Source organism: Salmonella enterica subsp. enterica serovar Typhimurium str. LT2, from assembly GCF_000006945.2.
GTDB lineage: Bacteria > Pseudomonadota > Gammaproteobacteria > Enterobacterales > Enterobacteriaceae > Salmonella > Salmonella enterica.
Genome location: NC_003197.2, coordinates 3,994,680 through 4,017,297, shown reverse-complemented (window position 1 = coordinate 4,017,297; position 22,618 = coordinate 3,994,680). Strand labels below are relative to the sequence as shown.

Annotated in this window: 26 protein-coding genes, 1 pseudogene and 29 other annotated features; of the genes and pseudogenes, 18 read left to right on the top strand and 9 right to left on the bottom strand. The window is 56.9% G+C overall.

The annotated features are described in order from the left end of the window. Nucleotides 1–6: a ribosome-binding site (putative RBS for ccmC; RegulonDB:STMS1H003782), on the top strand. From ccmC to yidR, 7 genes are all read left to right on the top strand, one after another. After that, nucleotides 1–758, top strand: a protein-coding gene (gene ccmC, locus STM3817) for an ABC superfamily (membrane) heme exporter protein (RefSeq protein ID NP_462717.1). Within the gene, nt 21–758 belong to an annotated coding region; the region does not span the whole gene. (Overlaps the previous feature by 6 nt.) Continuing rightward, nucleotides 743–748: a ribosome-binding site (putative RBS for ccmD; RegulonDB:STMS1H003781), on the top strand. Its footprint overlaps the gene before it by 6 nt. Next, the gene (gene ccmD / locus STM3816; RefSeq protein ID NP_462716.1) for a heme exporter protein C occupies nt 743–967 on the top strand. Within the gene, nt 755–967 belong to an annotated coding region; the region does not span the whole gene. The genes ccmC and ccmD overlap by 16 nt, the downstream gene beginning before the upstream one ends. Further along, nucleotides 953–958: a ribosome-binding site (putative RBS for ccmE; RegulonDB:STMS1H003780), on the top strand. It overlaps the preceding gene by 6 nt. Continuing rightward, nucleotides 953–1,443 (top strand): periplasmic heme-dependent peroxidase gene (gene ccmE / locus STM3815; RefSeq protein NP_462715.1). Within the gene, nt 964–1,443 belong to an annotated coding region; the region does not span the whole gene. Before ccmD ends, ccmE begins: the two co-directional genes overlap by 15 nt. Beyond that, nucleotides 1,426–1,431 (top strand) — a ribosome-binding site (putative RBS for ccmF; RegulonDB:STMS1H003779). It overlaps the preceding gene by 6 nt. Beyond that, the gene (gene ccmF / locus STM3814) for a cytochrome c-type biogenesis protein (protein NP_462714.1) occupies nt 1,426–3,371 on the top strand. Within the gene, nt 1,440–3,371 belong to an annotated coding region; the region does not span the whole gene. The genes ccmE and ccmF overlap by 18 nt, the downstream gene beginning before the upstream one ends. Beyond that, nucleotides 3,357–3,362 (top strand) — a ribosome-binding site (putative RBS for ccmG; RegulonDB:STMS1H003778). (Overlaps the previous gene by 6 nt.) Then, the gene (gene ccmG, locus STM3813; RefSeq protein NP_462713.1) for a heme lyase disulfide oxidoreductase occupies nt 3,357–3,925 on the top strand. Within the gene, nt 3,368–3,925 belong to an annotated coding region; the region does not span the whole gene. Before ccmF ends, ccmG begins: the two co-directional genes overlap by 15 nt. Beyond that, nucleotides 3,911–3,916, top strand: a ribosome-binding site (putative RBS for ccmH; RegulonDB:STMS1H003777). It overlaps the preceding gene by 6 nt. Further along, nucleotides 3,911–4,965, top strand: a protein-coding gene (gene ccmH, locus STM3812; RefSeq protein ID NP_462712.1) for a putative heme lyase subunit. Within the gene, nt 3,922–4,965 belong to an annotated coding region; the region does not span the whole gene. The genes ccmG and ccmH overlap by 15 nt, the downstream gene beginning before the upstream one ends. Before the next feature lie 110 nt (nt 4,966–5,075). Beyond that, nucleotides 5,076–5,081, top strand: a ribosome-binding site (putative RBS for yidR; RegulonDB:STMS1H003776). After that, the gene (gene yidR / locus STM3811; RefSeq protein ID NP_462711.1) for a putative cytoplasmic protein occupies nt 5,076–6,313 on the top strand. Within the gene, nt 5,087–6,313 belong to an annotated coding region; the region does not span the whole gene. It overlaps the preceding feature by 6 nt. A gap of 1 nt (nt 6,314) precedes the next feature. Here yidR and yidQ read toward each other — a convergent pair. Further along, nucleotides 6,315–6,661, bottom strand: a protein-coding gene (gene yidQ, locus STM3810; RefSeq protein NP_462710.1) for a putative outer membrane lipoprotein. Within the gene, nt 6,315–6,650 belong to an annotated coding region; the region does not span the whole gene. Then, nucleotides 6,656–6,661: a ribosome-binding site (putative RBS for yidQ; RegulonDB:STMS1H003775), on the bottom strand. It overlaps the preceding gene by 6 nt. Nucleotides 6,662–6,941: 280 nt before the next feature. Then, nucleotides 6,942–6,947 (top strand) — a ribosome-binding site (putative RBS for ibpA; RegulonDB:STMS1H003774). Between yidQ and ibpA the strand changes: the two genes are divergently transcribed. From ibpA to yidE, 3 genes are all read left to right on the top strand, one after another. Continuing rightward, nucleotides 6,942–7,370 (top strand): small heat shock protein gene (ibpA, locus tag STM3809; RefSeq protein ID NP_462709.3). Within the gene, nt 6,957–7,370 belong to an annotated coding region; the region does not span the whole gene. (Overlaps the previous feature by 6 nt.) Before the next feature lie 95 nt (nt 7,371–7,465). After that, nucleotides 7,466–7,471: a ribosome-binding site (putative RBS for ibpB; RegulonDB:STMS1H003773), on the top strand. Then, the gene (gene ibpB, locus STM3808; protein NP_462708.3) for a small heat shock protein occupies nt 7,466–7,908 on the top strand. Within the gene, nt 7,480–7,908 belong to an annotated coding region; the region does not span the whole gene. It overlaps the preceding feature by 6 nt. Nucleotides 7,909–8,084: 176 nt before the next feature. Then, nucleotides 8,085–8,090, top strand: a ribosome-binding site (putative RBS for yidE; RegulonDB:STMS1H003772). Then, nucleotides 8,085–9,759 (top strand): putative transport protein gene (gene yidE / locus STM3807; RefSeq protein NP_462707.1). Within the gene, nt 8,098–9,759 belong to an annotated coding region; the region does not span the whole gene. (Overlaps the previous feature by 6 nt.) 63 nt (nt 9,760–9,822) lie before the next feature. Here yidE and STM3806 read toward each other — a convergent pair. Next, nucleotides 9,823–10,110 (bottom strand): annotated as a pseudogene (locus STM3806) (pseudogene; frameshift). An 81-nt stretch (nt 10,111–10,191) separates the two neighbouring features. Beyond that, nucleotides 10,192–10,197, top strand: a ribosome-binding site (putative RBS for yidH; RegulonDB:STMS1H003771). On the opposite strand from STM3806, the gene yidH reads away from it, so the two are divergent. The 3 genes from yidH (at nt 10,192) to yidF (ending at nt 11,429) form a co-directional block, all read left to right on the top strand. Beyond that, the gene (gene yidH, locus STM3805; protein NP_462706.1) for a putative inner membrane protein occupies nt 10,192–10,550 on the top strand. Within the gene, nt 10,203–10,550 belong to an annotated coding region; the region does not span the whole gene. It overlaps the preceding feature by 6 nt. Further along, nucleotides 10,530–10,535 (top strand) — a ribosome-binding site (putative RBS for yidG; RegulonDB:STMS1H003770). It overlaps the preceding gene by 6 nt. Next, the gene (yidG, locus tag STM3804; protein NP_462705.1) for a putative inner membrane protein occupies nt 10,530–10,902 on the top strand. Within the gene, nt 10,540–10,902 belong to an annotated coding region; the region does not span the whole gene. Before yidH ends, yidG begins: the two co-directional genes overlap by 21 nt. After that, nucleotides 10,899–11,429: a putative cytoplasmic protein gene (gene yidF, locus STM3803; protein ID NP_462704.1), complete on the top strand. Its 531-nt coding sequence runs from the start codon at nt 10,899–10,901 to the stop codon at nt 11,427–11,429. Before yidG ends, yidF begins: the two co-directional genes overlap by 4 nt. 81 nt (nt 11,430–11,510) lie before the next feature. Here yidF and dsdA read toward each other — a convergent pair. Together dsdA and dsdX are read right to left on the bottom strand one after the other, a co-directional pair. Next, nucleotides 11,511–12,976, bottom strand: a protein-coding gene (dsdA, locus tag STM3802; RefSeq protein ID NP_462703.1) for a D-serine deaminase. Within the gene, nt 11,511–12,833 belong to an annotated coding region; the region does not span the whole gene. Next, nucleotides 12,838–12,843, bottom strand: a ribosome-binding site (putative RBS for dsdA; RegulonDB:STMS1H003769). (Overlaps the previous gene by 6 nt.) Beyond that, nucleotides 12,851–14,291 (bottom strand): putative Gnt family transport protein gene (gene dsdX, locus STM3801; protein ID NP_462702.1). Within the gene, nt 12,851–14,188 belong to an annotated coding region; the region does not span the whole gene. The genes dsdA and dsdX overlap by 126 nt, the downstream gene beginning before the upstream one ends. Next, nucleotides 12,941–12,949: a -10 signal (putative -10_signal for dsdA; RegulonDB:STMLTH004615), on the bottom strand. Its footprint overlaps the gene before it by 9 nt. Then, nucleotides 12,968–12,976: a -35 signal (putative -35_signal for dsdA; RegulonDB:STMLTH004615), on the bottom strand. Beyond that, nucleotides 14,198–14,203: a ribosome-binding site (putative RBS for dsdX; RegulonDB:STMS1H003768), on the bottom strand. Further along, nucleotides 14,256–14,264 (bottom strand) — a -10 signal (putative -10_signal for dsdX; RegulonDB:STMLTH004614). After that, nucleotides 14,283–14,291 (bottom strand) — a -35 signal (putative -35_signal for dsdX; RegulonDB:STMLTH004614). Beyond that, nucleotides 14,290–14,310: a protein binding site (putative binding site for CRP, RegulonDB: STMS1H000090), on the bottom strand. (Overlaps the previous feature by 2 nt.) 14 nt (nt 14,311–14,324) lie before the next feature. Beyond that, nucleotides 14,325–14,336, bottom strand: a protein binding site (putative binding site for CRP, RegulonDB: STMS1H000044). A gap of 68 nt (nt 14,337–14,404) precedes the next feature. Next, nucleotides 14,405–14,410 (top strand) — a ribosome-binding site (putative RBS for dsdC; RegulonDB:STMS1H003767). On the opposite strand from dsdX, the gene dsdC reads away from it, so the two are divergent. Together dsdC and STM3799 are read left to right on the top strand one after the other, a co-directional pair. Beyond that, nucleotides 14,405–15,337, top strand: a protein-coding gene (dsdC, locus tag STM3800) for a LysR family transcriptional activator (RefSeq protein ID NP_462701.1). Within the gene, nt 14,414–15,337 belong to an annotated coding region; the region does not span the whole gene. It overlaps the preceding feature by 6 nt. Before the next feature lie 63 nt (nt 15,338–15,400). Continuing rightward, the gene (locus STM3799) at nt 15,401–16,486 is read left to right on the top strand and encodes a putative periplasmic protein (RefSeq protein ID NP_462700.1); all 1,086 of its coding nucleotides are present in this window, start codon (nt 15,401–15,403) and stop codon (nt 16,484–16,486) included. Here the strand turns inward: STM3799 and emrD are convergent. The 4 genes from emrD to ysdA form a co-directional block, all read right to left on the bottom strand. Further along, entirely contained in the window at nt 16,413–17,597 is a 1,185-nt protein-coding gene (emrD, locus tag STM3798) for an MFS family multidrug tranport protein (RefSeq protein NP_462699.1), read from the bottom strand. The genes STM3799 and emrD overlap by 74 nt on opposite strands. Nucleotides 17,598–17,799: 202 nt before the next feature. Next, nucleotides 17,800–18,660, bottom strand: coding sequence for an integral membrane protein (locus tag STM3796A; RefSeq protein ID NP_462698.3), 861 nt, complete (start codon nt 18,658–18,660; stop codon nt 17,800–17,802). 92 nt (nt 18,661–18,752) lie between these two features. Beyond that, the gene (gene ysdB / locus STM3796B) at nt 18,753–18,842 is read right to left on the bottom strand and encodes a conserved protein in the LexA regulon (RefSeq protein NP_453107.1); all 90 of its coding nucleotides are present in this window, start codon (nt 18,840–18,842) and stop codon (nt 18,753–18,755) included. Beyond that, nucleotides 18,839–18,953, bottom strand: a protein-coding gene (gene ysdA / locus STM3797A; protein ID YP_009325922.1) for a YsdA whose coding sequence is annotated in 2 segments (ribosomal slippage) — nt 18,839–18,863 and nt 18,862–18,953 — 117 coding nt in all. Because the reading frame shifts where the segments join, the coding sequence is not laid out codon by codon here. Before ysdA ends, ysdB begins: the two co-directional genes overlap by 4 nt. A gap of 406 nt (nt 18,954–19,359) precedes the next feature. Beyond that, nucleotides 19,360–19,388: a protein binding site (putative binding site for CRP, RegulonDB: STMS1H000038), on the top strand. Beyond that, nucleotides 19,374–19,382 (top strand) — a -35 signal (putative -35_signal for ivbL; RegulonDB:STMLTH004613). It overlaps the preceding feature by 9 nt. Between ysdA and ivbL the strand changes: the two genes are divergently transcribed. The 3 genes from ivbL (at nt 19,374) to ilvN (ending at nt 21,663) form a co-directional block, all read left to right on the top strand. Then, the gene (gene ivbL, locus STM3797) for an ilvB operon leader peptide (RefSeq protein ID NP_462696.1) occupies nt 19,374–19,574 on the top strand. Within the gene, nt 19,476–19,574 belong to an annotated coding region; the region does not span the whole gene. It overlaps the preceding feature by 9 nt. After that, nucleotides 19,390–19,398 (top strand) — a -10 signal (putative -10_signal for ivbL; RegulonDB:STMLTH004613). It overlaps the preceding gene by 9 nt. After that, nucleotides 19,466–19,471, top strand: a ribosome-binding site (putative RBS for ivbL; RegulonDB:STMS1H003766). A 94-nt stretch (nt 19,575–19,668) precedes the next feature. Next, nucleotides 19,669–19,674, top strand: a ribosome-binding site (putative RBS for ilvB; RegulonDB:STMS1H003765). Then, nucleotides 19,669–21,369 (top strand): acetolactate synthase I, large subunit gene (gene ilvB, locus STM3796; RefSeq protein NP_462695.1). Within the gene, nt 19,681–21,369 belong to an annotated coding region; the region does not span the whole gene. (Overlaps the previous feature by 6 nt.) Continuing rightward, nucleotides 21,358–21,363: a ribosome-binding site (putative RBS for ilvN; RegulonDB:STMS1H003764), on the top strand. Its footprint overlaps the gene before it by 6 nt. Then, the gene (gene ilvN, locus STM3795) for an acetolactate synthase I, small subunit (RefSeq protein NP_462694.1) occupies nt 21,358–21,663 on the top strand. Within the gene, nt 21,373–21,663 belong to an annotated coding region; the region does not span the whole gene. Before ilvB ends, ilvN begins: the two co-directional genes overlap by 12 nt. A gap of 1 nt (nt 21,664) precedes the next feature. Here the strand turns inward: ilvN and STM3794 are convergent. Then, nucleotides 21,665–22,456 (bottom strand): putative deoR family regulatory protein gene (locus STM3794; protein ID NP_462693.1). Within the gene, nt 21,665–22,450 belong to an annotated coding region; the region does not span the whole gene. Then, nucleotides 22,451–22,456: a ribosome-binding site (putative RBS for STM3794; RegulonDB:STMS1H003763), on the bottom strand. Its footprint overlaps the gene before it by 6 nt. Nucleotides 22,457–22,618: the final 162 nt, after the last annotated feature.

Sequence of the window (22,618 nt, the reverse complement as noted above, 5' to 3'; positions counted from 1 at the left end):
CAGGAGGTCAGGTGACGACTATGTGGAAAACCCTTCATCAGCTGGCGGCGCCGCCCCGGCTGTATCAGATTTGCGGCAGGCTCGTGCCGTGGCTGGCGGCGGCCGGCATCATTGTGCTGGCCACGGGCTGGGTCCGGGGCTTTGGTTTCGCCCCGGCGGACTACCAGCAGGGGGAGGGCTACCGCATTATGTACCTGCATGTCCCGGCGGCCATCTGGTCGATGGGTATCTATGCGGCGATGGCGGTGGCGGCGTTCACCGGGCTGGTCTGGCAGATGAAAATGGCCAGCCTTGCCGTCGCGGCGATGGCGCCGGTGGGGGCGGTGTACACCTTCATCGCGCTGGTCACCGGCGCGGCGTGGGGCAAACCGATGTGGGGCACCTGGTGGGTGTGGGACGCGCGCCTGACCTCGGAGCTGGTGCTGCTGTTTCTCTACGCCGGGGTCATCGCCCTGTGGCACGCCTTTGACGACCGTAAAATGGCCGGGCGCGCGGCGGGCATTCTGGTGCTGGTCGGCGTGGTGAACCTGCCGGTTATCCACTATTCCGTCGAGTGGTGGAACACCCTGCACCAGGGCTCGACGCGGATGCAGCAGAGTATCGACCCGGCGATGCGCTCGCCGCTGCGCTGGGCCATCGCCGGCTACCTGCTGCTCTTTATGACGCTTTCGCTGATGCGGATGCGCAACCTGATTTTACTGATGGAAAAACGCCGCCCGTGGGTGAGCGAACTGATACTGAAAAGGGGGCACCGGTGAGTCCGGCATTTTCATCGTGGAGCGATTTTTTCGCCATGGGCGGGTACGCCTTTTTTGTCTGGCTGGCGGTGGCGATGACCGTGGCGCCGCTGGCGCTGCTGGCGCTGCACACGGTGCTGCAGCGCCGGGCCATTCTGCGCGGCGTGGCGCAGCAGCGGGCGCGCGAGGCGCGGATGCGTGCCGCACAGGCGCAACAGGAGGCCGCGTGAACCTGCGACGTAAAAACCGGCTATGGGTGGTCTGCGCGGTGCTGGCGGGCCTGGGGCTGACCACCGCCCTGGTCCTGTACGCGCTGCGCGCGAATATCGACCTGTTCTATACCCCCGGCGAAATCCTCTACGGCAAGCGCGAGACGCAGCAGCTGCCGGCGGCGGGCCAGCGCCTGCGCGTCGGCGGGATGGTGATGCCCGGCAGTGTCAGGCGCGACCCGGACTCGCTGAAGGTGAACTTCAGTCTCTACGACGCCGAAGGGTCGGTGACGGTGAGCTATGAGGGGATACTGCCGGACCTGTTCCGCGAGGGGCAGGGGGTGGTGGTGCAGGGCACCCTGGAGAAGGGCAACCACGTCCTGGCGCACGAGGTGCTGGCCAAACATGACGAGAACTACACCCCGCCGGAAGTGGAAAAGGCGATGCAGGAAAACCACCGCCGCCCGCAACGCGCTGATAAGGACACCTCATCATGATGCCTGAATACGGCCACGCGCTGCTGTGCCTGGCGCTCGGCGTGGCGCTGCTGCTGTCCGTTTACCCGCTGTGGGGCGTGGCGCGCGGTGACGCGCGGATGATGGCGTCGGCCGGGGTGTTCGCCTGGCTGCTGTTTATCTGCGTGGCGGGCGCGTTTTTCGTGCTGGTGCACGCCTTTGTGGTTAACGACTTCACCGTGGCCTATGTCGCCGGCAACTCGAACACGCAGCTGCCGGTGTGGTACCGGGTGGCCGCCACCTGGGGGGCGCACGAGGGCTCGCTGCTGCTGTGGGTGCTGCTGATGAGCGGCTGGACCCTGGCGGTGGCGGTGTTCAGCCGGCAGGTGCCGGCGGATATCGTCGCCCGGGTGCTGGCGGTGATGGGGATGGTCTGCGCCGGTTTTCTGGCGTTCATCCTGTTCACCTCCGGCCCGTTCGCCCGCACGCTGCCGGCCTTTCCGGTGGAGGGGCGCGACCTGAACCCGCTGCTGCAGGACCCGGGGCTGATTTTCCACCCGCCGCTGCTGTACATGGGCTATGTCGGCTTCTCGGTGGCCTTCGCCTTCGCCATCGCCGCGCTGCTGAGCGGGCGTCTGGACAGCGCGTTCACCCGTTTTGCCCGCCCGTGGACGCTGGCGGCGTGGGTGTTCCTGACGCTGGGCATCGTGCTCGGCTCGGCGTGGGCCTACTACGAGCTGGGCTGGGGCGGCTGGTGGTTCTGGGACCCGGTGGAGAACGCCTCCTTTATGCCGTGGCTGGCGGGCACCGCCCTGCTGCACTCGCTGGCGGTCACCGAACAGCGCGCCGGCTTTAAGGCGTGGACGCTGCTGCTGTCCATCTGCGCCTTCTCGCTGTGCCTGCTGGGCACCTTCCTGGTGCGCTCCGGGGTGCTGGTGTCGGTGCACGCCTTCGCCTCCGACCCGGCGCGCGGGATGTTTATCCTCGCCTTTATGGTGCTGGTCACCGGCGGCTCGCTGCTGCTGTTCGCCGTGCGCGGGCACAGGGTGCGTTCGCGGGTGAACAACGCGCTGTGGTCGCGCGAGTCGCTGCTGCTCGGCAACAACGTCCTGCTGATGGCCGCCATGCTGGTGGTGCTGCTGGGCACCCTGCTGCCGCTGGTGCACAAACAGCTGGGGCTGGGCAGCATTTCGGTGGGGGAGCCGTTCTTTAACACCATGTTCACCTGGCTGATGGTCCCCTTTGCCCTGCTGCTGGGGGTGGGGCCGCTGGTGCGCTGGGGCCGGGACCGGCCGCGTAACATCAGGACGCTGCTGCTCACCGCCCTGGTCTCCACCCTGGTGCTGTCGGTACTTTTGCCATGGCTGCTGGAAGATAAAATCATCGCCATGACGGCGGTGGGGATGGCGATGGCCTGCTGGATTGCGGTGCTGGCGGTGGCCGAAGCCGTACAGCGCGTGTCCCGCGGCACGAAAACCTCTCTCAGCTACTGGGGAATGGTGGCGGCGCACCTCGGGCTGGCGGTGACGATTACCGGCATCGCCTTCAGCCAGAATTACAGCGTGGAGCGTGACGTGCGGATGCGGGCGGGCGACAGCGTGACCATTCACGACTACCGCTTCACCTTCCGGGAGGTGCGGGACATCACCGGGCCCAACTACCGCGGCGGGGTGGCCCTCATCGGGGTGACGCGCCACGGCGAGCCGGAGGCGGTGCTGCACGCGGAGAAACGGCTCTACAACACCAGCCGGATGGTGATGACCGAGGCGGCGATTGACGGCGGGCTGACCCGCGACCTGTACGCCGCGCTCGGGGAGGAGCTGGACAACGGCGCGTGGGCCGTGCGCCTGTACTACAAACCGTTTGTCCGCTGGATATGGGCCGGGGGACTGCTGATGGCGCTGGGCGGGCTGCTGTGCCTGGCGGACCCGCGCTACCGCCGCCGTAAACCATTGCCGGAGGCCGGATGAAACGCAACGTACTGTTATTACCGCTGCTGATTTTTCTGCTGATTGCCGCGGCGCTGCTGTGGCAGCTGGCGCGCAACGCGCAGGGGGATGACCCGACGAATCTCGAATCGGCACTGACCGGAAAGCCGGTGCCGGCGTTCCGCCTGGAATCGCTGGAGACGCCGGGTCAGTACTATCAGGCGGAGGTGCTGACGCAGGGGAAACCGGTGCTGCTTAACGTCTGGGCCACCTGGTGCCCGACCTGCCGCGCCGAGCATCAGTACCTGAACCAGCTTTCTGCGCAGGGTATCCGGGTGGTGGGGCTGAACTATAAGGACGACCGGGCGAAGGCGGTGGCCTGGTTAAAGGAACTGGGCAACCCGTATGCGCTGAGTTTATCGGACAGCGACGGGATGCTGGGGCTGGACCTGGGCGTGTACGGCGCGCCGGAAACCTTCCTCATCGACGGCAGGGGGATTATCCGCTACCGCCATGCGGGCGATTTGAATGCCCGGGTATGGGAAAGTGAACTGAAACCGCTGTGGGACAGATACAGCCGGGAGGCGGCGCAATGAGACTGTTACCGGGCATGGTGATGCTGATGCTGGCGCTGGTTATCTCCGGGTCAGCGCGGGCAACCACCGACGTGATGCCGTTTAAAGATGAAGCGCAGGAGCAGCAGTTCCGCCAGCTCACGGAGCAGCTGCGCTGCCCGAAATGCCAGAACAACAGCATTGCGGACTCGAACGCGATGATAGCCACCGACATGCGCCGCAGGGTGTATGACCTGATGCAGGAGGGGAAGAGCCGCCAGGAAATCATCGATTATATGGTGGCGCGCTACGGCAACTTCGTCACCTACGACCCGCCGCTGACCCCGCTGACGGTGCTGCTGTGGGTGCTGCCGCTGGCCGCCATCGTGGCGGGCGGGTGGATAATCGTCGCCCGCACGCGCCGGCGGGTGCGCCTGCGCCGGGAGCCGCTGCCGGCGGACACCCCGGTTTGCGGCGCGCGCGCCGGGTGGGGCGTTTACGTGCCGGGGGCCGTCATTGCGCTGGCGGTCGGCGCCGGCAGCTACGCCCTGACCGGCAGCTATCCGCAGGTCAGGGCCTGGCAGCAGGCAACGGCGCAGACGCCCGGGCTGCTGGCGCGGGCGCTGGACCCGCAGGCGCAGCCGCTGAATGAGGAGGAGATGGCGCGGCTGGCGCTGGGGCTGCGCACCCGCCTGCAGAATGATGCCGGCAATGTTGAGGGCTGGCTCATGCTGGGGCGCACCGGTATGGTACTGGGTAATGCCGGTACCGCCACCGGGGCCTATGCAAACGCTTACCGTCTGGACCCGAAAAACCGCGATGCGGCGCTGGGCTACGCGGAGGCGCTGACGCGCTCGTCCGACCCGGAGGATAACCGCCGCGGCGGGGAGCTGCTGCGCCGGCTGGTGAGCCGCGACCACACGGATATCCGGGTGTTAAGCCTGTATGCGTTTAACGCCTTTGAGCAGCAGCGCTTTGGCGAGGCGGTGGCGGCCTGGGAGATGATGCTGAAGCTGCTGCCGGCGGGTGACGCCCGGCGGGCGGTGATAGAGCGCAGTATCCGGCTGGCGCAGGAGAAATAATGCCCTGACGGCCCGGTGGCGTGGCGCCATCGGGCCTGGCTATCCCAACGATACGCTAAAGCCTGAAAGTGAAGCCCGTGTGCAGTATGATGACGAGCATCGTCTCTTATCAGGACATCCCATGAAACAAATCACTTTTACGCCGCGCCATCACCAGCTTACCAACACCAATACCTGGACACCTGACAGCCAGTGGCTGGTCTTTGATGTACGGCCTTCAGGCGCGTCATTTACGGGCAAGACCATTGAGCGTGTCAATGTGCATACCGGCGACGTGGAGGTGATTTATCGCGCTGTGCAGGGCGCGCATGTCGGTGTGGTGACGGTGCATCCTGCCGACAATCACTATGTGTTTATTCATGGCCCTGAAAACCCTGATGAGACGTGGCATTACGATTTCCACCACCGCCGGGGCGTTATTGCAACGCCGGGGGGCGTGACTAACCTCGATGCGATGGATATTACTGCGCCGTATACTCCCGGCGCGCTGCGCGGCGGCAGTCACGTCCATGTGTTTAGCCCGAACGGCGAGCTGGTGAGTTTTACCTATAATGACCACGTTCTGCATGAGCGAGATCCGGCGCTGGATCTACGTAATGTCGGCGTGGCCGTGCCGTATGGGCCGGTAACGGTACCGGTTCAGCATCCGCGCGAATACAGCGGTAGCTACTGGTGCGTACTGGTTAGCCGCACGACGCCTGCGCCGAGACCTGGCAGCGATGACATTAACCGCGCCTATGAAGAGGGCTGGGTGGGCAACCGCCAGATCGCCTTTATTGGCGATACGCTGTCGCTGACGGGCAAAAAAGTCCCGGAGCTGTTTATTGTCGATTTACCGTGTCATGAAAACGGCTGGAAACAGGCAGGCGACACGCCGCTGACGGGAACCGAATCAACGATGCCATCGCCGCCGTTGGGCGTAGTTCAGCGGCGTCTTACCTTTACTCACCAGCGTGTTTATCCTGGACTCACTAACGAACCACGCCACTGGGTCCGCAGTAATCCGCAGGCGACGGCGATCGCCTTTTTGATGCGGGACGATAACGGCGTAGCGCAACTGTGGCTGATATCGCCGCAGGGAGGCGAGCCCCGGCAGTTAACGCATCATGCGACCGGCGTACAGTCAGCGTTTAACTGGCATCCGTCGGGTAAATGGCTGGGACTGGTGCTGGAAAACCGGATTGCCTGCTGCGACGCACAAAGTGGGAGGATCGACTTCTTAACCGCCAGGCACGACAACCCGCCGTCTGCGGACGCCGTCGTTTTTTCACCGGATGGGCGACACGTCGCATGGATGGAAGAGGTGAAAGGGTTCCGTCAGCTATGGGTGACGGAAACCGGGCGATAAATCAGGGAGGAGGCATCTTCGCCGGGGGGATGACGGCATTGGTCATTTTCGTCTCCTCCTCGCTTTTCTCTACGCGCGATCTTACCGAACTGTCTTTGCGGAAGATGTCCCACGGCAGAAGGATCGTATCCATCACGGCGGTAAATGGCATATCCAGGATGGCCAACGATTTGGTGCCCCAGTTTGTCTCATCGTTACCGATCATCGTAGCGCTGGCGCGCGTGCCAGGATAAGTACCCTCTTTACCGCCGGTGTGCGACATGACGCTTGAACAACCGCTTAATAAAAGCATCCCATTCCATATTATCAGCGTTAACCACACGTTTTTTATCATCACTCATTCATCTGTTGGTTGTCGTTATTTGCATGATGAGTTATAGCGATCCGTTGCTAAAAATAACATCACCAGTACGTGGCACTGTGGCGGTAATCGCACTTTAACAATCAGTGCTGTCCCAACCAGTCTATGCAATAGCCAATAAACTGCAAAAAAAAGCCGGATTAAAATACTTGAAAAGTACGTATTCAGACCCATTTATAAGACGTAGTGAATAGAAGGGCACGCCTGATGGGTGTTCTGGCAATCCTGGCCTGTCCATGATGGAAGGTCTGACATTCTCGCTGATTTCAGGAGTTTATGATTATGCGTAACTTTGATTTATCCCCGCTGTACCGTTCTGCCATTGGTTTTGATCGTCTGTTTAACCTGCTTGAAAATAACCAAAGCCAAAGTAATGGCGGCTACCCTCCGTACAACGTTGAGCTGGTAGACGAAAACCACTACCGCATCGCCATTGCCGTTGCCGGTTTCGCGGAAAGCGAACTGGAGATTACTGCCCAGGATAATTTACTGGTGGTAAAAGGCGCTCATGCGGACGAGCAGAAAGAACGTACTTACCTGTATCAGGGCATTGCCGAGCGTAACTTTGAACGTAAGTTCCAGTTAGCGGAGAACATTCACGTTCGCGGCGCAAACCTGGTCAACGGGCTGCTGTATATCGAACTGGAGCGCGTGATTCCGGAAGCGAACAAACCGCGCCGTATCGAAATTAACTGATTCCGTCGGGTCGCGTTGCGCGGCCTGTCATCCCATGCTCGCCGTCAGGGAGCATATTCGCACGTAAAGTGTGAAGGTAAAAACTCGCTTCTTAGAAGGAGAAATGATTATGCGTAACTACGATTTATCCCCACTGCTGCGTCAATGGATCGGTTTTGACAAGCTGGCCAATGCGCTGCAAAACAGCGGCGAAAGCCAGAGCTTCCCGCCCTATAACATCGAAAAAAGCGACGATAACCATTATCGCATTACCTTAGCGTTAGCCGGTTTCCGTCAGGAAGATCTGGATATTCAACTGGAAGGCACGCGCCTGACGGTGAAAGGTACGCCGGAACAGCCGGAAAACGAGCCCAAATGGTTACATCAGGGCCTGGTCATGCAGCCTTTTAGCCTGAGCTTTACGCTGGCTGAGAATATGGAAGTTTCCGGCGCGACGTTTACCAACGGCCTGCTGCATATTGATTTAACCCGCAACGAGCCGGAAACCATTGCGCCGCAGCGTATCGCCATTAACGAACGCTCCGCATTAAATAGCTAATGAGCTCCTTGCCTTGCCCCGCCAGAGATGGCGGGGCTTTTTTTATGCCACGAAAAAGGGTAAGACGCTGCCGAAGTCAGGACGTCTGGGCGGTTTTCTAACATGAGAATGTGCGCCATGCTGTATATATGCCTTAACGGTTCAGTCATAATCCCTATAAATTGAAATGTTACTCACAGGGAAGAAAAGATGAGTGATATCGCATTGACGGTCAGCGTTCTGGCGTTGGTGGCGGTTGTCGGTTTATGGATCGGCAACATTAAAGTGCGCGGTGTCGGCTTTGGTATTGGCGGCGTTCTGTTCGGCGGTATTATCGTCGGCCACTTCGTCGATCAGGCTGGGGTGACGCTGAGTGGCGATATGCTGCACTTTATCCAGGAATTCGGCCTGATCCTTTTTGTTTATACCATCGGCATACAGGTGGGGCCGGGGTTTTTCGCCTCGCTGCGCGTTTCCGGGCTGCGTCTCAATCTGTTTGCTGTTCTGATTGTGATTATGGGCGGGTTGGTCACCGCGATTCTGCATAAAATTTTCGCTATTCCGCTGCCGGTGGTGCTGGGGATTTTCTCCGGCGCAGTCACCAATACGCCTGCGTTAGGGGCGGGTCAGCAAATCCTGCGCGATCTGGGAACGCCAGTGGATCTGGTGGATCAGATGGGGATGAGCTATGCGATGGCGTATCCGTTTGGCATCTGCGGTATTTTGCTCACCATGTGGCTGATGCGGCTGATTTTTCGCGTTAACGTCGAGGCGGAGGCGCAGAAGCACGAATCCTCTCTCGCTAACGGCCATTCATTAATTCAGACAATGAATATCCGTGTCGAGAATCCGAACCTCAATAATATGGCTATCCAGGATGTGCCGATCCTGAACAGCGATAAAATCATTTGCTCACGCCTGAAACGCGACGACACGCTGATGGTGCCGTCGCCGGGGACGATTATCCAGGCAGGCGACCTGCTGCACCTCGTCGGCCAATCTACCGACCTGCATAACGCGCAACTGGTGATCGGCAAGGAAGTGGACACCTCGTTGTCGACGCGTGGCACGGATTTACGCGTCGAGCGTGTGGTCGTCACCAACGAAAAAGTGCTCGGCAAACGTATCCGCGATTTGCACTTTAAAGAGCGTTATGACGTGGTTATCTCCCGCCTTAACCGCGCGGGCGTTGAGCTGGTCGCCAGTAGTGACGCTAGCCTGCAGTTTGGCGACATTCTCAATCTGGTGGGGCGTCCAGCCTCGATTGATGCGGTAGCCAATGTGGTCGGCAACGCGCAGCAAAAACTCCAGCAGGTGCAGATGCTGCCGGTGTTTATCGGCATCGGATTAGGGGTTCTGCTTGGGTCAATCCCGTTGTTTGTGCCGGGATTCCCGGTCGCGTTAAAACTGGGGCTGGCCGGCGGGCCGCTGATCATGGCGCTAATTTTGGGGCGTATCGGCAGCATCGGTAAGCTGTACTGGTTTATGCCGCCGAGCGCCAACCTCGCGCTGCGTGAGTTAGGCATCGTTTTGTTTCTGGCGGTCGTTGGGCTGAAATCCGGCGGCGATTTTGTCGATACGCTGACGCAGGGCGAAGGATTAAGCTGGATTGGCTATGGTATTTTCATCACCGCTATTCCGCTGATTACCGTCGGTTTGCTGGCGCGGATTTTTGCCAAAATGAACTATCTGACGCTGTGCGGGATGCTGGCCGGTTCGATGACCGATCCGCCAGCGCTGGCATTTGCCAACAATCTTCATGCCACCAGCGGCGCGGCGGCGCTCTCTTACGCGACCGTCTATCCGTTAGTGATGTTCCTGCGTATTATCACGCCACAACTGCTGGCGGTGATTTTTTGGGGAATGGGTTAGCGCCTGATGGCGCGTTGCTTATCCGGCCTACGCACTGTGTTAAATCCAGGCTGGATAACGCGCGCCGCACCGGCCACACTTCTGCTCTTCTTCTTATCTCTTTCCTCAATGAACGCGCTAATCAGCGTAATGCCAACGAGCATAATTCCAATTTTTTTCAGTTAGTTATCAATCTTCTTCGCCTTTTTTTTCGTCGCGACGGGTGGTTTTTCAGCTTTTAATTCGGCAATAATGCCTTTCCTGGCGGTGGCGTTGAAAAAGGTCGTAACTGAAATGAAAAATAGCGGCAATGAGCGCGGTTGCGCCAAAACGCATCACCAGTGAACTACAGTTATTTTGCAATAAGATTCCCTTGCTGCGGGATAATGTGAAGCATATCAGCAACAACGTGAGTGGTATTCTGAAAACGAACGGGAATACATAAGAACGTAAAAGGAGTCGTCATGAAGATTTCCCGCCTCGGAGAAGCGCCGGATTATCGCTTCTCACTGGCAAATGAGCGCACCTTTCTGGCGTGGATTCGCACCTCGCTGGGATTTCTGGCGGCAGGCGTCGGTCTTGATCAGCTCGCCCCGGATTTTGCCACGCCGGTGATCCGTGAACTGCTGGCGCTATTGTTGTGTCTGTTTGCGGGCGGCCTGGCGATTTATGGCTATCTACGCTGGTTACGTAATGAAAAAGCGATGCGCCTGAAAGAGGATTTGCCCTATACCCATAGCCTGTTGATCATCAGCGTTATTTTGATGATTGTCGCGGTGATAGTGATGGGGCTGGTACTGTATGCCGGATAGTCGTAAAGCCCGTCGGCAGAACGATCCGGGACTGCAACCGGAGCGTACGTCGCTGGCCTGGTTTCGCACGCTGCTGGGATACGGGGCGTTAATGGCGTTAGCCGTCAGGCACCACTGGCATCAGGCGGGGTTCTTGTTCTGGGTGTCAATCAGCGTTCTGGCGATAGTGGCGGTGATTCTTTGGCGTTATACCCTGAGTCGTAATTTGATGGATGTCGCGCATAGCGATTTTTCCGAAACTCATGTCGTGCGTGACAAATTTTTGATCTCCCTCGCGGTGTTGTCGCTCGCAATCCTGTTTGCTGTTACCCATATTCGCCAACTTATTGCATTTATCGGGAATTTTATATGACAGGACGTCAGGACATTGTCGTGAGTGATGACCAGATTCAGGTCGTCGTAAATCGCCAGAATAGCCAGCGCCCTCAGCAACTGTACCGTAACTTACAACGGCTCGGCATTCGCAATGTCCATTTTATCCCATTGTTGGAACATGACCGGAACGGAATGTTGACCGAGGATTCATTGTGTTCAGCAGACTGGGGGCGGTTTTTAAATAGCGTATTTGATATTTGGGTACGTGAAGATATTCAGCGTATCTCGGTTCGCCTTTTTGATGAGACGCTACAGCAGTGGTGCGGCGGCAGGAATGGCGCCGAAGCGCCGGACAAGGTGCCGCTAAGCGCTGAATGTCAGAAGTGCTCTTTATTACGATTTTGCGGCGGCGGATGCCCTGAGCATCGGGATAGCCAGGGGAAAAATCAGCTTTGCGAGGGCTACCAGACCTTTTTTAACTACTCCTCGCCGCATATGCGGGTGATGCGGGATTTACTGAAGCAGCATCGCTCGCCGGAGGAGTTGATGGCGATGCTGCGTTAACGTCACAGGCCTGATAAGCGTAGCGCCATCAGGCGATGGCGTGCCGGATGGCGCTGCCGTCTTTCCGGCACTGAGTGAGTATTAGCGTCCTTTTGCCAGGTATTGTTCCATTTCATCTTCCGGCACCATGCCGCCCCCGGTTGCCCATACCAGATGCGTCGCGTTGCCGAGCTGCGTCTGACTGAATCCATGCCTTTGCTGATACGCGACGGAGGCGCAAATGCGCTGTGGCCCGGCCATCCCCGCCAGAGCTGATGGCTCCAGTCGAATTCCTTCCTCCTGCGCCAGCCAGCCCAGCATGTCATACATTGTTTGATCGTCTAAGGTATAGAGGCCGTCAAGCAGACGCTCCATTGCCCGACCAACAAAACCCGAAGCGCGACCTACCGCCAGGCCGTCAGCCGCCGTCAGGTTATCAATACCGATATCTTGAACTGAGATGGCATCGTGCAGACCGGTATAAACGCCGAGTAACATGCAGGGGGAATGGGTCGGTTCGGCAAAGAAACAGTGGACGTTGTCGCCAAACGCCAGTTTCAGGCCAAAGGCGACGCCGCCAGGGCCGCCGCCAACGCCGCACGGCAGATAAACAAACAGTGGGTGACTGGCGTCAACGACGCGTCCCTGTTGCGCGAATTGCGCTTTCAGGCGCTGGCCCGCTACCGCATAGCCCAGAAATAGCGTGCGAGAGTTTTCGTCGTCGATAAAGAAACAGTTTGGATCGGATTGCGCTGCTTTACGGCCCTGCTCAACCGCCACGCCGTAATCATCTTCGTATTCTACGACCGTCACGCCGTGGCTACGCAGCTTCGCTTTTTTCCAGGCGCGGGCGTCGGCAGACATATGTACCGTCACTTTAAAACCGATGCAGGCGCTCATGATACCGATCGATAGCCCCAGATTGCCGGTTGAACCGACGGCGATACTGTACTGGCTGAAGAATTGTTTAAATTCCGGCGAAAGCAACACGCTATAGTCATCGTCGGTGGTTAACAGACCCGCCTCCAGCGCCAGTTTTTCCGCGTGCGTTAGCACCTCGTAGATGCCGCCGCGCGCTTTAATGGAACCAGAGATTGCCAGGTGACTGTCTTTTTTTAACAGCATTTCACCGTTGATCGTTTGCCCATACTCTTTTTCCAGCCGTTTTTGCATGGCCGGAATAGCGACCACGTCAGATTCGATCATGCCGCCAGCGGCGGCGGTTTGCGGAAACGCTTTCGCCAGATACGGCGCAAAGCGCGCCAGACGGTCATGGGCGGCGTTTACGTCCTGCTCCGTCAGGCCGACATACGGTAGACCTTGTGCAAGAGAGGTGGCGCCCGGGTTAAACCAGGTGGTTTCTTTGAGGGCGACCAGATCCTCGACCAAAGGATACCGGGCGATGAGCTTTTGTATGTTTTCCATAGTACGTCTCTTTACGATCAGATGATAAAGGAAAGCAGGAATGTGCCAGCCAGTGCAACGACAGATGCGATAAACGTGGCCGTCGTATAGTATTTAAACGTTTCATTCAGCGTAGCGCCGCAATACTGCTTGACCAGCCAGAACAGGGAATCGGTCACGATCGTGCAGCCAATGGCGCCGGAACCAATGGCAATCGCAATGATCTCCGGGCTGACGTCAGGATAGAGCGGCAGCATGGGCGCAACAATCGCGGTGGCGCCCATCATCGCCACCGTCGCAGATCCGACCGCCGCGTGCAGAATCAGCGCTACCAGCCATGCCAGCAGAATCGGGTGCATATGCATATTTGAGAGGATCACCGCCAGCGTGTCCGCCAGCCCGCTACTTTTGAGAATGGCGTTGAACGCGCCGCCCGCGCCGATAATCAGCAGGATGTTCGCAATGGCGCCAAAGCCGTTTTCGGTGTGGGTAAGTAGTGTGCCCATACCCATATGCTGGCGCAGACCGAGTATGTAATACGCCACAAAGACAGCGATAAACATTGCGGTGATCGGATTACCGATAAACTCCAGCAGCGTATACAACGTGCCGTCTTTCGCCATATTCAGTTCAGCGACGGTTTTCACCAGCATCAGGCCAATCGGCAGCAGAACGGTAAACAGCGTTGCGCCCAGCGACGGCAGGGTGTTTTCGGCGCGCACTTCAAGATCCGCAAACTCTGTCGGTACGGGCTTGAACGGCAGACGATTACCCAGAAACTTTAAGAACAGCGGACCGCCGACCAATGATGCCATCAGCCCGACCAGTAGACCGTAGACAATCACCGAGCCGATATCCGCCCCCAGTTTATTTGCGACAAACAGCGCAGCCGGATGCGGCGGTACCACGCAATGGACGGCCATCAGCGCGGTACACAGCGGAATGGCCAGCTTCAGCAGCGAGGTATGGGTCTTTTTAGCGATAGAAAACGCCAGTGGGATGAGCAACACGACGCCCACTTCCACGAACAACGTGATACCGCAAATCAGCCCCACCAGTACCATGATCACGTCAGCAGAGAGCCAGCGGCAGCGCTGGAGCGTAAGCCCGATGCGTTCCGCCGCGCCGGAAACCTCCATCATTTTGCCGAGGATGGTGCCAAGACCGATAACGGCGGCCAGAAAACCGAGCGTACCGCCTATTCCGTTTTCTATCGCCGTGACCATCTCCAGCGGCCCCATGCCCATCATCGCGCCGACAAAGAAACTGGCGAGCAGTAACGCCAGGAAGGGGTGGAATTTAAACTTCACGATGGTCAATACGATTAACACGATGCTGATCAGCAGCGTGCTCACTACCCAGATTTGAGCGTGCATATCTCACCTACCCTGTGATTAATCTGTTCTTATTGGACAGAAAAACAGCACACCCTGACAAACGATATAATTTGCCATTCACATGATGTAAATTGAATCAACTATGTGATTTCCATCTAATATTGCCTTTATTTTGCGATATGGTTCATTTTACTTCATCTATGTGCGGATTTTTTCAGCGCGTTTTTTTACACTTCGGGAAATTAAAAGATGACTGAGGTTGCCATGGAACCCCTTCGCGATACCCGAAACCGCTTACTCAACGGCTGGCAGTTATCCAAACTCTATACTTTTGAAGTCGCGGCCAGACACCAGTCCTTTGCTCTGGCGGCAGATGAGCTGTCGTTAAGCCCCAGTGCGGTAAGCCATCGTATCAATCAACTGGAAGCCGAGTTGGGAATCCAGCTATTTGTCCGCTCTCACCGTAAAGTGGAGCTTACCCATGAAGGCAAACGGGTATTCTGGGCGCTGAAATCGTCGCTGGATACGTTGAATCAGGAAATCCTCGATATCAAAAATCAGGAACTGTCCGGCACGCTGACCGTGTATTCACGTCCCTCTATCGCCCAGTGCTGGCTGGTGCCTGCGCTGGGGGACTTTACCCGTCGCTATCCGTCAATTTCTCTCACTATGCTGACCGGCAACGATAACGTTAACCTACAGCGTGCCGGCATTGACCTGGCTATCTATTTTGACGATGCGCCGTCGGCGCAGCTCACGCACCATTTTTTAATGGATGAGGCGATTTTGCCCGTTTGCAGCCCGGATTATGCCCGTCGTTTCGCCTTGCAGGATAACCTGAATAACCTACGGCACTGTACGCTCTTACACGACAGACAGGCGTGGAGTAACGATTCGGGCACCGATGAGTGGCACAGTTGGGCGCAGCATTTTGCAGTAAATTTGCCGGATTCATCCGGCATTGGCTTCGATCGTTCTGATTTAGCGGTGATTGCCGCGATGAACCACATTGGCGTGGCGATGGGGCGTAAACGGCTGGTGCAAAAGCGTCTCGACAGCGGTGAACTGATTGCGCCTTTTGGTGACATGAGGCTGAAATGTCATCAGCATTATTATGTCACCACTCTGCCTGGCAGGCAGTGGCCGAAAATCGAGGCATTTATTCGCTGGTTGCAGGAACAGGTGTGAAGATTTATTACGCTTTGTCGCTACACCTGCCGGGAGTGAATATGCTAAATACGTGCTATCACCGTGGTAAAAATTTTAGGGGGCGTCGTGTTTAAACCGCTTATTGCCTCTCTCATGCTGACCAGCGCGGTCGTCTATGCGAAACCGATGCCTTTGACGGCGGCGCGCTATGCGCAGCAGCTTGGCGTTGGGATGGATGTTGACTGGGCGCGAACGGAACGGGGTATCCGCGAGTTTGATCCGCTGGTCGTGCGGGATTTTAAGGCAAAAGGGTTAACGCATGTCCGTATTCGTGTGGCAGGCGCGCCGACGGAAGCGCGCCTCATCCATTTGCGTAAGCTGGTAGAGGCCTGCGAATACTATGGCGTCATACCCATTATTGCCTATCAGGCGGATGCGTATAAAACCGATCCCAGCGCCAGCCATGAAAAGGAGCTGATCAACTGGTGGAGCGTGGTCGCGCGCTATTTTGGTCAGACATCCCCGCTTCTGGGGTTCGATCTCATTTATGAGCCTGCCGACAAACTTAATCATAATATGGCGTCGCTGAATCGCGTATATGACAAAACCATCCGCCTGATTCACGCCATTGACCCACAGCGGATGATTTTCGTTGCCCCCCGCATGCGCGCCGCGCCGGAGGATTTGTCGGCGCTTAAACTGCCGGCGCAAAGCCAGAACTATGTACTGGCGGAGTGGCACATCTTCCCGTGGGGACCCCTGAAAAGCGGCGGTAAATATCCGTGGACGTCAGGCACGGCGGCGGAAAAAGCGGCGATTCGGGCACGGATCAACGCTGCGGTTCGCTGGCAGCATAAGACCGGCCATGCAAGCTGGGTGGGCGGATGGGCGCCGGGAGAGTCGATAAAAATGACGCCGGTCGCTTCACAGTTCGCGTTTGCCCGTTTTATGGCCTGCGAGCTGAAAAAAGCGCATATTCCGTATGCGATAAACGCGGACACTCAGTTTTATGACGGCGAAGAAGGAGCGTGGCGTCCGGCGCAGGAGTCCCTGCTCAATGCGATGATCGCGCCGGAATGTGAAACGCCCGGCAAAACGCCGGGCGAGGGAAACGTTAAACCGTCTGCCCCTGATGCGATATCCGTGACGCCAGCGGCAGCCAGCACGCCAGGATCAGCAATCCCATAAGGGTCATCAGCAATCCCAGACTGCCCTGACCGGTTTGCGGCAGCATTGCCGAAAGCCACGCCAGTACGCCGGAACCAATATTTTGCAGCCCGCCGACCAGCGCGCCAGCGGTGCCTGCGAGGAACGGAAACGGCTCCATCGCGCCGCTGGTGGCCAGTGGAAATAACATCCCGGCGCCGAAGAAAAACAGCGCAGCGGGGATGAGTAGCGTCCAGACGTTCATCACGCCAAACCAGCCGGGAATCCACATCATAAGGCCTGCCAGCAGACAGCAAATAACTGACTGCCACATCAGGGTTGAGAAGCGTTTATTCGGGCGTCCGGCAAACCAGGCGCCGAAGAACGCCGCCGGAATCGGCAGAATAAACAGAATGCTTACCACCATACTGCTGAGACCTAATACTGCCCCCATCAGCACGCCGGAACAGGCTTCAAAGACCGCAATGCCAGCCAGCCCGCCGATTAGCATCAGCAGGTAACAGTTAAATGCGCCGTTACCAAACAGCGTTTTATAGCTGGCGATCAGCCGTGTGCGCGGCGCGCCGGCGGGGCGGGTTTCCGGCATCCAGCGCGCCATGCTGAAGGTGACGCCAGCGCAAAGCACCAGCAGGAAAGCGTAACACGCGCGCCAGTTCCACAGGGTATCCAGCAGGCTGCCAATCAGCGGCGCTAACAGCGGGCTGACCAGAATCCCCATATTTAACAGGCTATTGGCGTGACGAAGTTGCGTTCCTTCATACAGATCGCGCGGGAGCGTTCTCGCCATTACTCCGCCAACGCCGGTTCCCATCCCTTGCATGGCGCTGGCGGCAATCAACACCGTCAAACTATGCGTGGTCATGGCGAACAGGGTCGCTACCATAAAAATAGACATGCCGACGAGGATTACGGGGCGGCGCCCAACCCGGTCGGAAAGCGGGCCGTAAAACAGTTGCGAGACGCCGTAGGTCAGGAGGTAAGCAGCCATTACGCTCTGGACGGCGCCTTCCCGGACGTTTAGCGCTTGTGCCATATCGGCGATGGCGGGAATATAAATGGTTTGCGCCATCTGCCCTACGGCCACCAGTAACACCAACATCAACAACAAATTGACGTTTCTCTGCCTTTTCATTTCGCTGATTACTTTTCAAAAAAAGAAAAAATAAGAATAACTTGCTGCGCATTCCCATAAATGCGAGAGGAATCTATCACACCAGAAAAAGAAGGCCAGACAGCAACCAGCAATGGCAGACGAAGGAACGGCAGGATATGTAAACAAAAGCGGCAACAAATGTTGCCGAGAATGTGTTACGTCTGCGGCTGTCATTGGGCGATCATGACAGACGGAGTAAAATCGCCCCGAGGGCAATCCCGCCAGCCGCCACCAGACGTAGCCCGGCCACTTTCTCTTTAAGCAACAGCCAGGCTATCAGCGCGCCGAATAAAATCGACGTCTCACGCAGCGCGGCGACCACCGCCAGCGGCGCCTGGGTCATGGCCCATAGCGCCAGCCCATAAGATCCCATAGTGCCAATCCCGCCAAAAATGCCTTTTTTCCACTGTTGCGCCAGATAACGCGACGCTTCCCGCCGCCGCGCAATCATCGCCCAGGTTAACAGGCAGGCGCCGTTGAGAAAAAATGACCATAGCGTATAGCCCAGCGCCGTTTCGGAGAGTCTTACGCCGGTCCCGTCCACCAGCGTATATCCGGCAATAAAACAGGCGTTAGTTAATGCCAGCACGACACCACGTTGAGAGCTGGCGCGGCCATTACAGGCCATCCCAAGTATCGCCATGCAGATCACTGCGATGCCGACCCAGGCCAGCGACGACAGGCTGTCGCCAAGAAACAGAACGCTAATGAGCGCCACCAGCAGCGGCGCGGTGCCGCGCATAAGAGGATAGGTCTGGCTCATGTCCGAGACCTGATAGGTTTTCGCCACCAGGACGGTATACACCACCTGGAGCGCGGTAGAGGCCGCTAAAAAAGGGATACTGGCGTGGGCTGGCTGCGGCGAGAAGGGCAAAAGGATCAATGCCATGACCGCCGCGGAACCGCTGACGCCGATCGCGGCGTAGAGCTTATCGTTTCCCGCTTTGACAATGGCGTTCCAGCTGGCATGTAACAGCGCGGCGAACAGCAAAATGCAGAAAACGGAAAGGGTCATAGCGTCAGGCGTCGTTGAGGGTGTCATAAAAACGTAACATACCCGGGAAGCGAAAGACCAGCGGATAAGGTGAAAGGGGAGCGGTTGCCCGCTCCCCTTCGGTGCGGCTTGAATCTGAATTACTTAAGGTATTTCAGAACAGCATCAAGCAGTTGCAGTGCTGCAACAATGAGTTTCAGGATAAGAATGGTGATATCCACTACGCTCATACGCGTCTCCTGTGGTTAAGGAGCACTGCCAGCCGACGTACCTTTCCGCTGCCTGTTGCCAGCTGTTGCGCACGCGATCCCTTTTGCGAGGAATAGTGTGCGTGTTGACATAACACAGTGTGCTCACGAGGGGGTTAAGGCGCTGACGGCACCACCCGTTTCAGCCAGGACTTCGTTGCGCCGGTTTACGATGCGGCCCCCGCATAACACATTGTGTCAAAGACATTATAGTTAAGTACTGTATAAATGAACAGTAATTTATAGACAGAACGGAGCTTCTGATCCATACTCAAATTCATCAAAATTCGCGCCGAAATTGCGCGTTCTGCACAGAACGCGTATACTTCTGCTGTTGACATAACACAGTGTGCTTCGCGGCTACCACCCGCATTACGCTGTAAGAACCTCGCTTCGGCGAGGTTTTTTGTTTTCCGGCATTGTGAAATGCGTGATCATCAATCCCGGCGATTACCGGAGGGCGCTACGCTTATCACGCCTATACTCAAAGCGTGTAAATTCGTAGAAAAATGTGATCGCTGACGCATTTTTGTGCAGATGAAAATTTTTCCGTTGTCATGCTGAAAGCGCTGTGCTTGTATAAAACGTGTTAATAACAAACAGACAAGGCCCCTAATGAACCCTTCCATGCTGAACGCGACCCTACTAACAACTGCGCCATCTCGCGCAGTGGTCGTCGTGCGTGTGGTGGTGGTCGTCGGCAATGCGCCGTAGGGTCCGGAACACACACGATTCCAAAACCCCGCCGGCGCAAACCGGGCGGGGTTTTTTGTTTAAGACACCTTCCCGGAACGTCGGCTCAGAATAAAAGGAATGGAGCATGGCAAGTTCGGGCACAACATCTACACCTCAGCGCTTTACGGGCGCGGAATTTATTGTTCATTTTCTGGAGCGCCAGGGGATTCGTATCGTCACCGGCATTCCCGGCGGTTCGATCCTCCCCGTTTACGACGCGTTAAGCCAAAGTACGCAAATCCGTCATATTCTGGCGCGCCACGAACAAGGCGCGGGGTTTATTGCGCAGGGGATGGCGCGGACGGAGGGTAAACCTGCTGTTTGTATGGCCTGTAGCGGGCCGGGCGCGACCAATCTGGTCACGGCCATTGCCGATGCGCGCCTGGATTCTATTCCGTTAATCTGTATTACCGGGCAGGTTCCGGCGTCCATGATCGGTACTGACGCGTTTCAGGAAGTGGATACCTACGGTATCTCTATCCCCATCACCAAGCACAACTATCTGGTCAGAAATATCAATGAGTTGCCTCAGGTGATGAGCGATGCTTTTCGTCTGGCGCAGTCGGGGCGTCCCGGCCCGGTGTGGATAGACGTTCCTAAAGATGTGCAGACGGCGACAATTGAGCTGGATGCGTTGCCGTCGCCGGCGGAAAAATCACCCCCGCCGGAGTTTAGCGCGGAGAGTATCCGCGAGGCCGCCGCAATGATTAACGCGGCGAAGCGTCCGGTGCTGTATCTGGGCGGCGGCGTGATCAATGCGCCGACACGCGTGCGCGAACTGGCGGAAAAAGCGCAACTGCCGACGACAATGACCTTAATGGCGCTGGGAATGCTGCCTAAGGCGCATCCGCTGTCGTTAGGAATGCTGGGGATGCACGGCGCGCGCAGTACCAATTTTATTCTGCAAGAGGCCGATTTACTGATTGTTCTGGGCGCGCGTTTTGATGACCGGGCGATTGGCAAAACGGAGCAGTTTTGTCCGAACGCCAAAATCATCCATGTGGATATCGATCGCGCCGAGTTAGGCAAAATTAAGCAGCCGCATGTGGCTATTCAGGCGGATGTCGATGATGTACTGGCACAGTTAATTCCCCATATCGAGGCACAGCCGCGGGAAGCATGGCATCAGTTGGTGGCGGACTTGCAGCAAGAATTCCCTTGCAGTATTCCCCAGGAAAATAACCCGCTTAGTCACTATGGGCTGATTAACGCGGTCGCCGCCTGTGTGGACGACAACGCGATTATTACCACTGACGTAGGTCAGCATCAGATGTGGACCGCGCAGGCTTATCCGCTCAACCGTCCGCGTCAGTGGCTGACTTCCGGCGGGCTGGGCACCATGGGGTTTGGTCTGCCCGCGGCGATTGGCGCGGCGCTGGCGAATCCGGGCAACAAGGTGCTGTGTTTTTCCGGCGACGGTAGTTTGATGATGAATATTCAGGAGATGGCTACCGCCAGTGAAAACCAGTTGGATGTGAAAATCATCCTGATGAATAACGACGCGCTGGGACTGGTACATCAGCAACAGAGTCTGTTCTATAAACAGGGCGTTTTTGCGGCGACCTATCCGGGAAGCATCAACTTTATGCAGATTGCCGCCGGGTTTGGTCTGGACACCTGTGATTTGAATAACGAAGCCGATCCGCAGGCGGCGTTGCAGGCTATCATTCGTCGTCCTGGACCGGCGTTGATCCATGTGCGCATTGATGCAGAAGAAAAAGTGTATCCGATGGTGCCGCCGGGCGCGGCAAATACAGAGATGGTGGGGGAATAAGCCATGCAGAAACAATCACATGATAACGTTATTCTGGAGCTGACCGTTCGCAACCATCCTGGCGTGATGACCCACGTCTGCGGGCTGTTCGCCCGACGCGCTTTCAACGTTGAGGGTATTCTCTGTTTACCGATTCAGGGTAGCGATCAGAGCCGCATCTGGCTTCTGGTCAATGACGATCAGCGACTTGAACAGATGATCAGTCAGATCGATAAACTGGAAGACGTGGCGAAGGTGGTACGAAACCAGTCCGATCCCACCATGTTCAATAAAATTGCCGTCTTTTTTGAGTAAGTTATTCACTTTCCGAATCAGGCGTGATGACTTTGACGGAACCATTCCGACAGTGAACGGCATAATCTGTCGGTAATGGGCGATCGCTAATCAGGACATCAAAGGCAGAAAGCGGACCAATGCTGGCAGGCGCGACCTCATCAAACAGGGCGTGACGCGCCAGCAAAATTTTGCGCAGACCGCGTTCCATCGCTTTACGTTTGGCGGCAAGATCATCCGGGTTAAACCAGCTCACGCCAAAATGTTCATGTACGCCGCTGGCGGAAATAAACACTTTGCGCGGATTGAGCGAATCCAGCGCCGAAGGATTATTGGCATCATAAAAGGCATCGCTCTTGGCCCGATAGGTGCCGCCGCACAGAATCGCCGTGGCATTAGGCTTTTCATTCAGCGCGATAAATACCCGATGCGAGTAGCAAATCCCGGTAAAGGTAATATCATCCGGTATCATGCTGATAACTAATGGCATTTCCGGACCGTTATCAAAAAAAACCAGATCGTTTTCACGCACCAGGCCGGCGGCCAGGATCGCAACGGGAAGGTCGTCCCGATGATGCGTCTTTTTCGCCGGCAGCGGCATATTGGTTGAAGACGCAGGCTTATTTACCATGACGATATAGCCGCCGAGCAGCGTCAGCGGTAAAGGGTCATCATCCTGGCTGAGATCGCGGCGAATGGTCATCACCGAAACTTCCAGCATCCGCGCGGCGTCTTTCAGATGGATTCGATCGGTCTTTTTCAGTAACTCCATCAAGCGTCGGATACGTTCTTTTTGCTTGGTCTCCATTCACCCTCTCCGCAAATCATGTTGTTATGTTCCATCAGTAACATTTATGTGTTTCTGAGAACATTACAGTGTGGCACTACTATACGTCCGGCTGTCAGGAAATAAAAGTGGGTTTATTCGCGTTTTATAACAATAAATAGTTAATTTTCAGTAAATTGTAACAATAAA

Bases quoted from the DNA above. Each gene is read 5' to 3' on its own strand.
- yidG (NP_462705.1), top strand. From the start codon at position 10,540: ATGCCGGATAGTCGTAAAGCCCGTCGGCAGAACGATCCGGGACTGCAA.
- ccmG (NP_462713.1), top strand. From the start codon at position 3,368: ATGAAACGCAACGTACTGTTATTACCGCTGCTGATTTTTCTGCTGATT.
- dsdA (NP_462703.1), bottom strand. From the start codon at position 12,833: ATGGAAAACATACAAAAGCTCATCGCCCGGTATCCTTTGGTCGAGGAT.
- ccmF (NP_462714.1), top strand. From the start codon at position 1,440: ATGATGCCTGAATACGGCCACGCGCTGCTGTGCCTGGCGCTCGGCGTG.
- STM3794 (NP_462693.1), bottom strand. From the start codon at position 22,450: ATGGAGACCAAGCAAAAAGAACGTATCCGACGCTTGATGGAGTTACTG.
- yidR (NP_462711.1), top strand. From the start codon at position 5,087: ATGAAACAAATCACTTTTACGCCGCGCCATCACCAGCTTACCAACACC.
- ivbL (NP_462696.1), top strand. From the start codon at position 19,476: ATGAACCCTTCCATGCTGAACGCGACCCTACTAACAACTGCGCCATCT.
- emrD (NP_462699.1), bottom strand. From the start codon at position 17,597: ATGAAAAGGCAGAGAAACGTCAATTTGTTGTTGATGTTGGTGTTACTG.
- dsdC (NP_462701.1), top strand. From the start codon at position 14,414: ATGGAACCCCTTCGCGATACCCGAAACCGCTTACTCAACGGCTGGCAG.
- yidF (NP_462704.1), top strand. From the start codon at position 10,899: ATGACAGGACGTCAGGACATTGTCGTGAGTGATGACCAGATTCAGGTC.
- ibpA (NP_462709.3), top strand. From the start codon at position 6,957: ATGCGTAACTTTGATTTATCCCCGCTGTACCGTTCTGCCATTGGTTTT.
- ccmC (NP_462717.1), top strand. From the start codon at position 21: ATGTGGAAAACCCTTCATCAGCTGGCGGCGCCGCCCCGGCTGTATCAG.
- ccmH (NP_462712.1), top strand. From the start codon at position 3,922: ATGAGACTGTTACCGGGCATGGTGATGCTGATGCTGGCGCTGGTTATC.
- yidE (NP_462707.1), top strand. From the start codon at position 8,098: ATGAGTGATATCGCATTGACGGTCAGCGTTCTGGCGTTGGTGGCGGTT.
- yidH (NP_462706.1), top strand. From the start codon at position 10,203: ATGAAGATTTCCCGCCTCGGAGAAGCGCCGGATTATCGCTTCTCACTG.
- ibpB (NP_462708.3), top strand. From the start codon at position 7,480: ATGCGTAACTACGATTTATCCCCACTGCTGCGTCAATGGATCGGTTTT.
- ilvB (NP_462695.1), top strand. From the start codon at position 19,681: ATGGCAAGTTCGGGCACAACATCTACACCTCAGCGCTTTACGGGCGCG.
- dsdX (NP_462702.1), bottom strand. From the start codon at position 14,188: ATGCACGCTCAAATCTGGGTAGTGAGCACGCTGCTGATCAGCATCGTG.
- STM3796A (NP_462698.3), bottom strand. From the start codon at position 18,660: ATGACACCCTCAACGACGCCTGACGCTATGACCCTTTCCGTTTTCTGC.
- ilvN (NP_462694.1), top strand. From the start codon at position 21,373: ATGCAGAAACAATCACATGATAACGTTATTCTGGAGCTGACCGTTCGC.
- ysdB (NP_453107.1), bottom strand. From the start codon at position 18,842: ATGAGCGTAGTGGATATCACCATTCTTATCCTGAAACTCATTGTTGCA.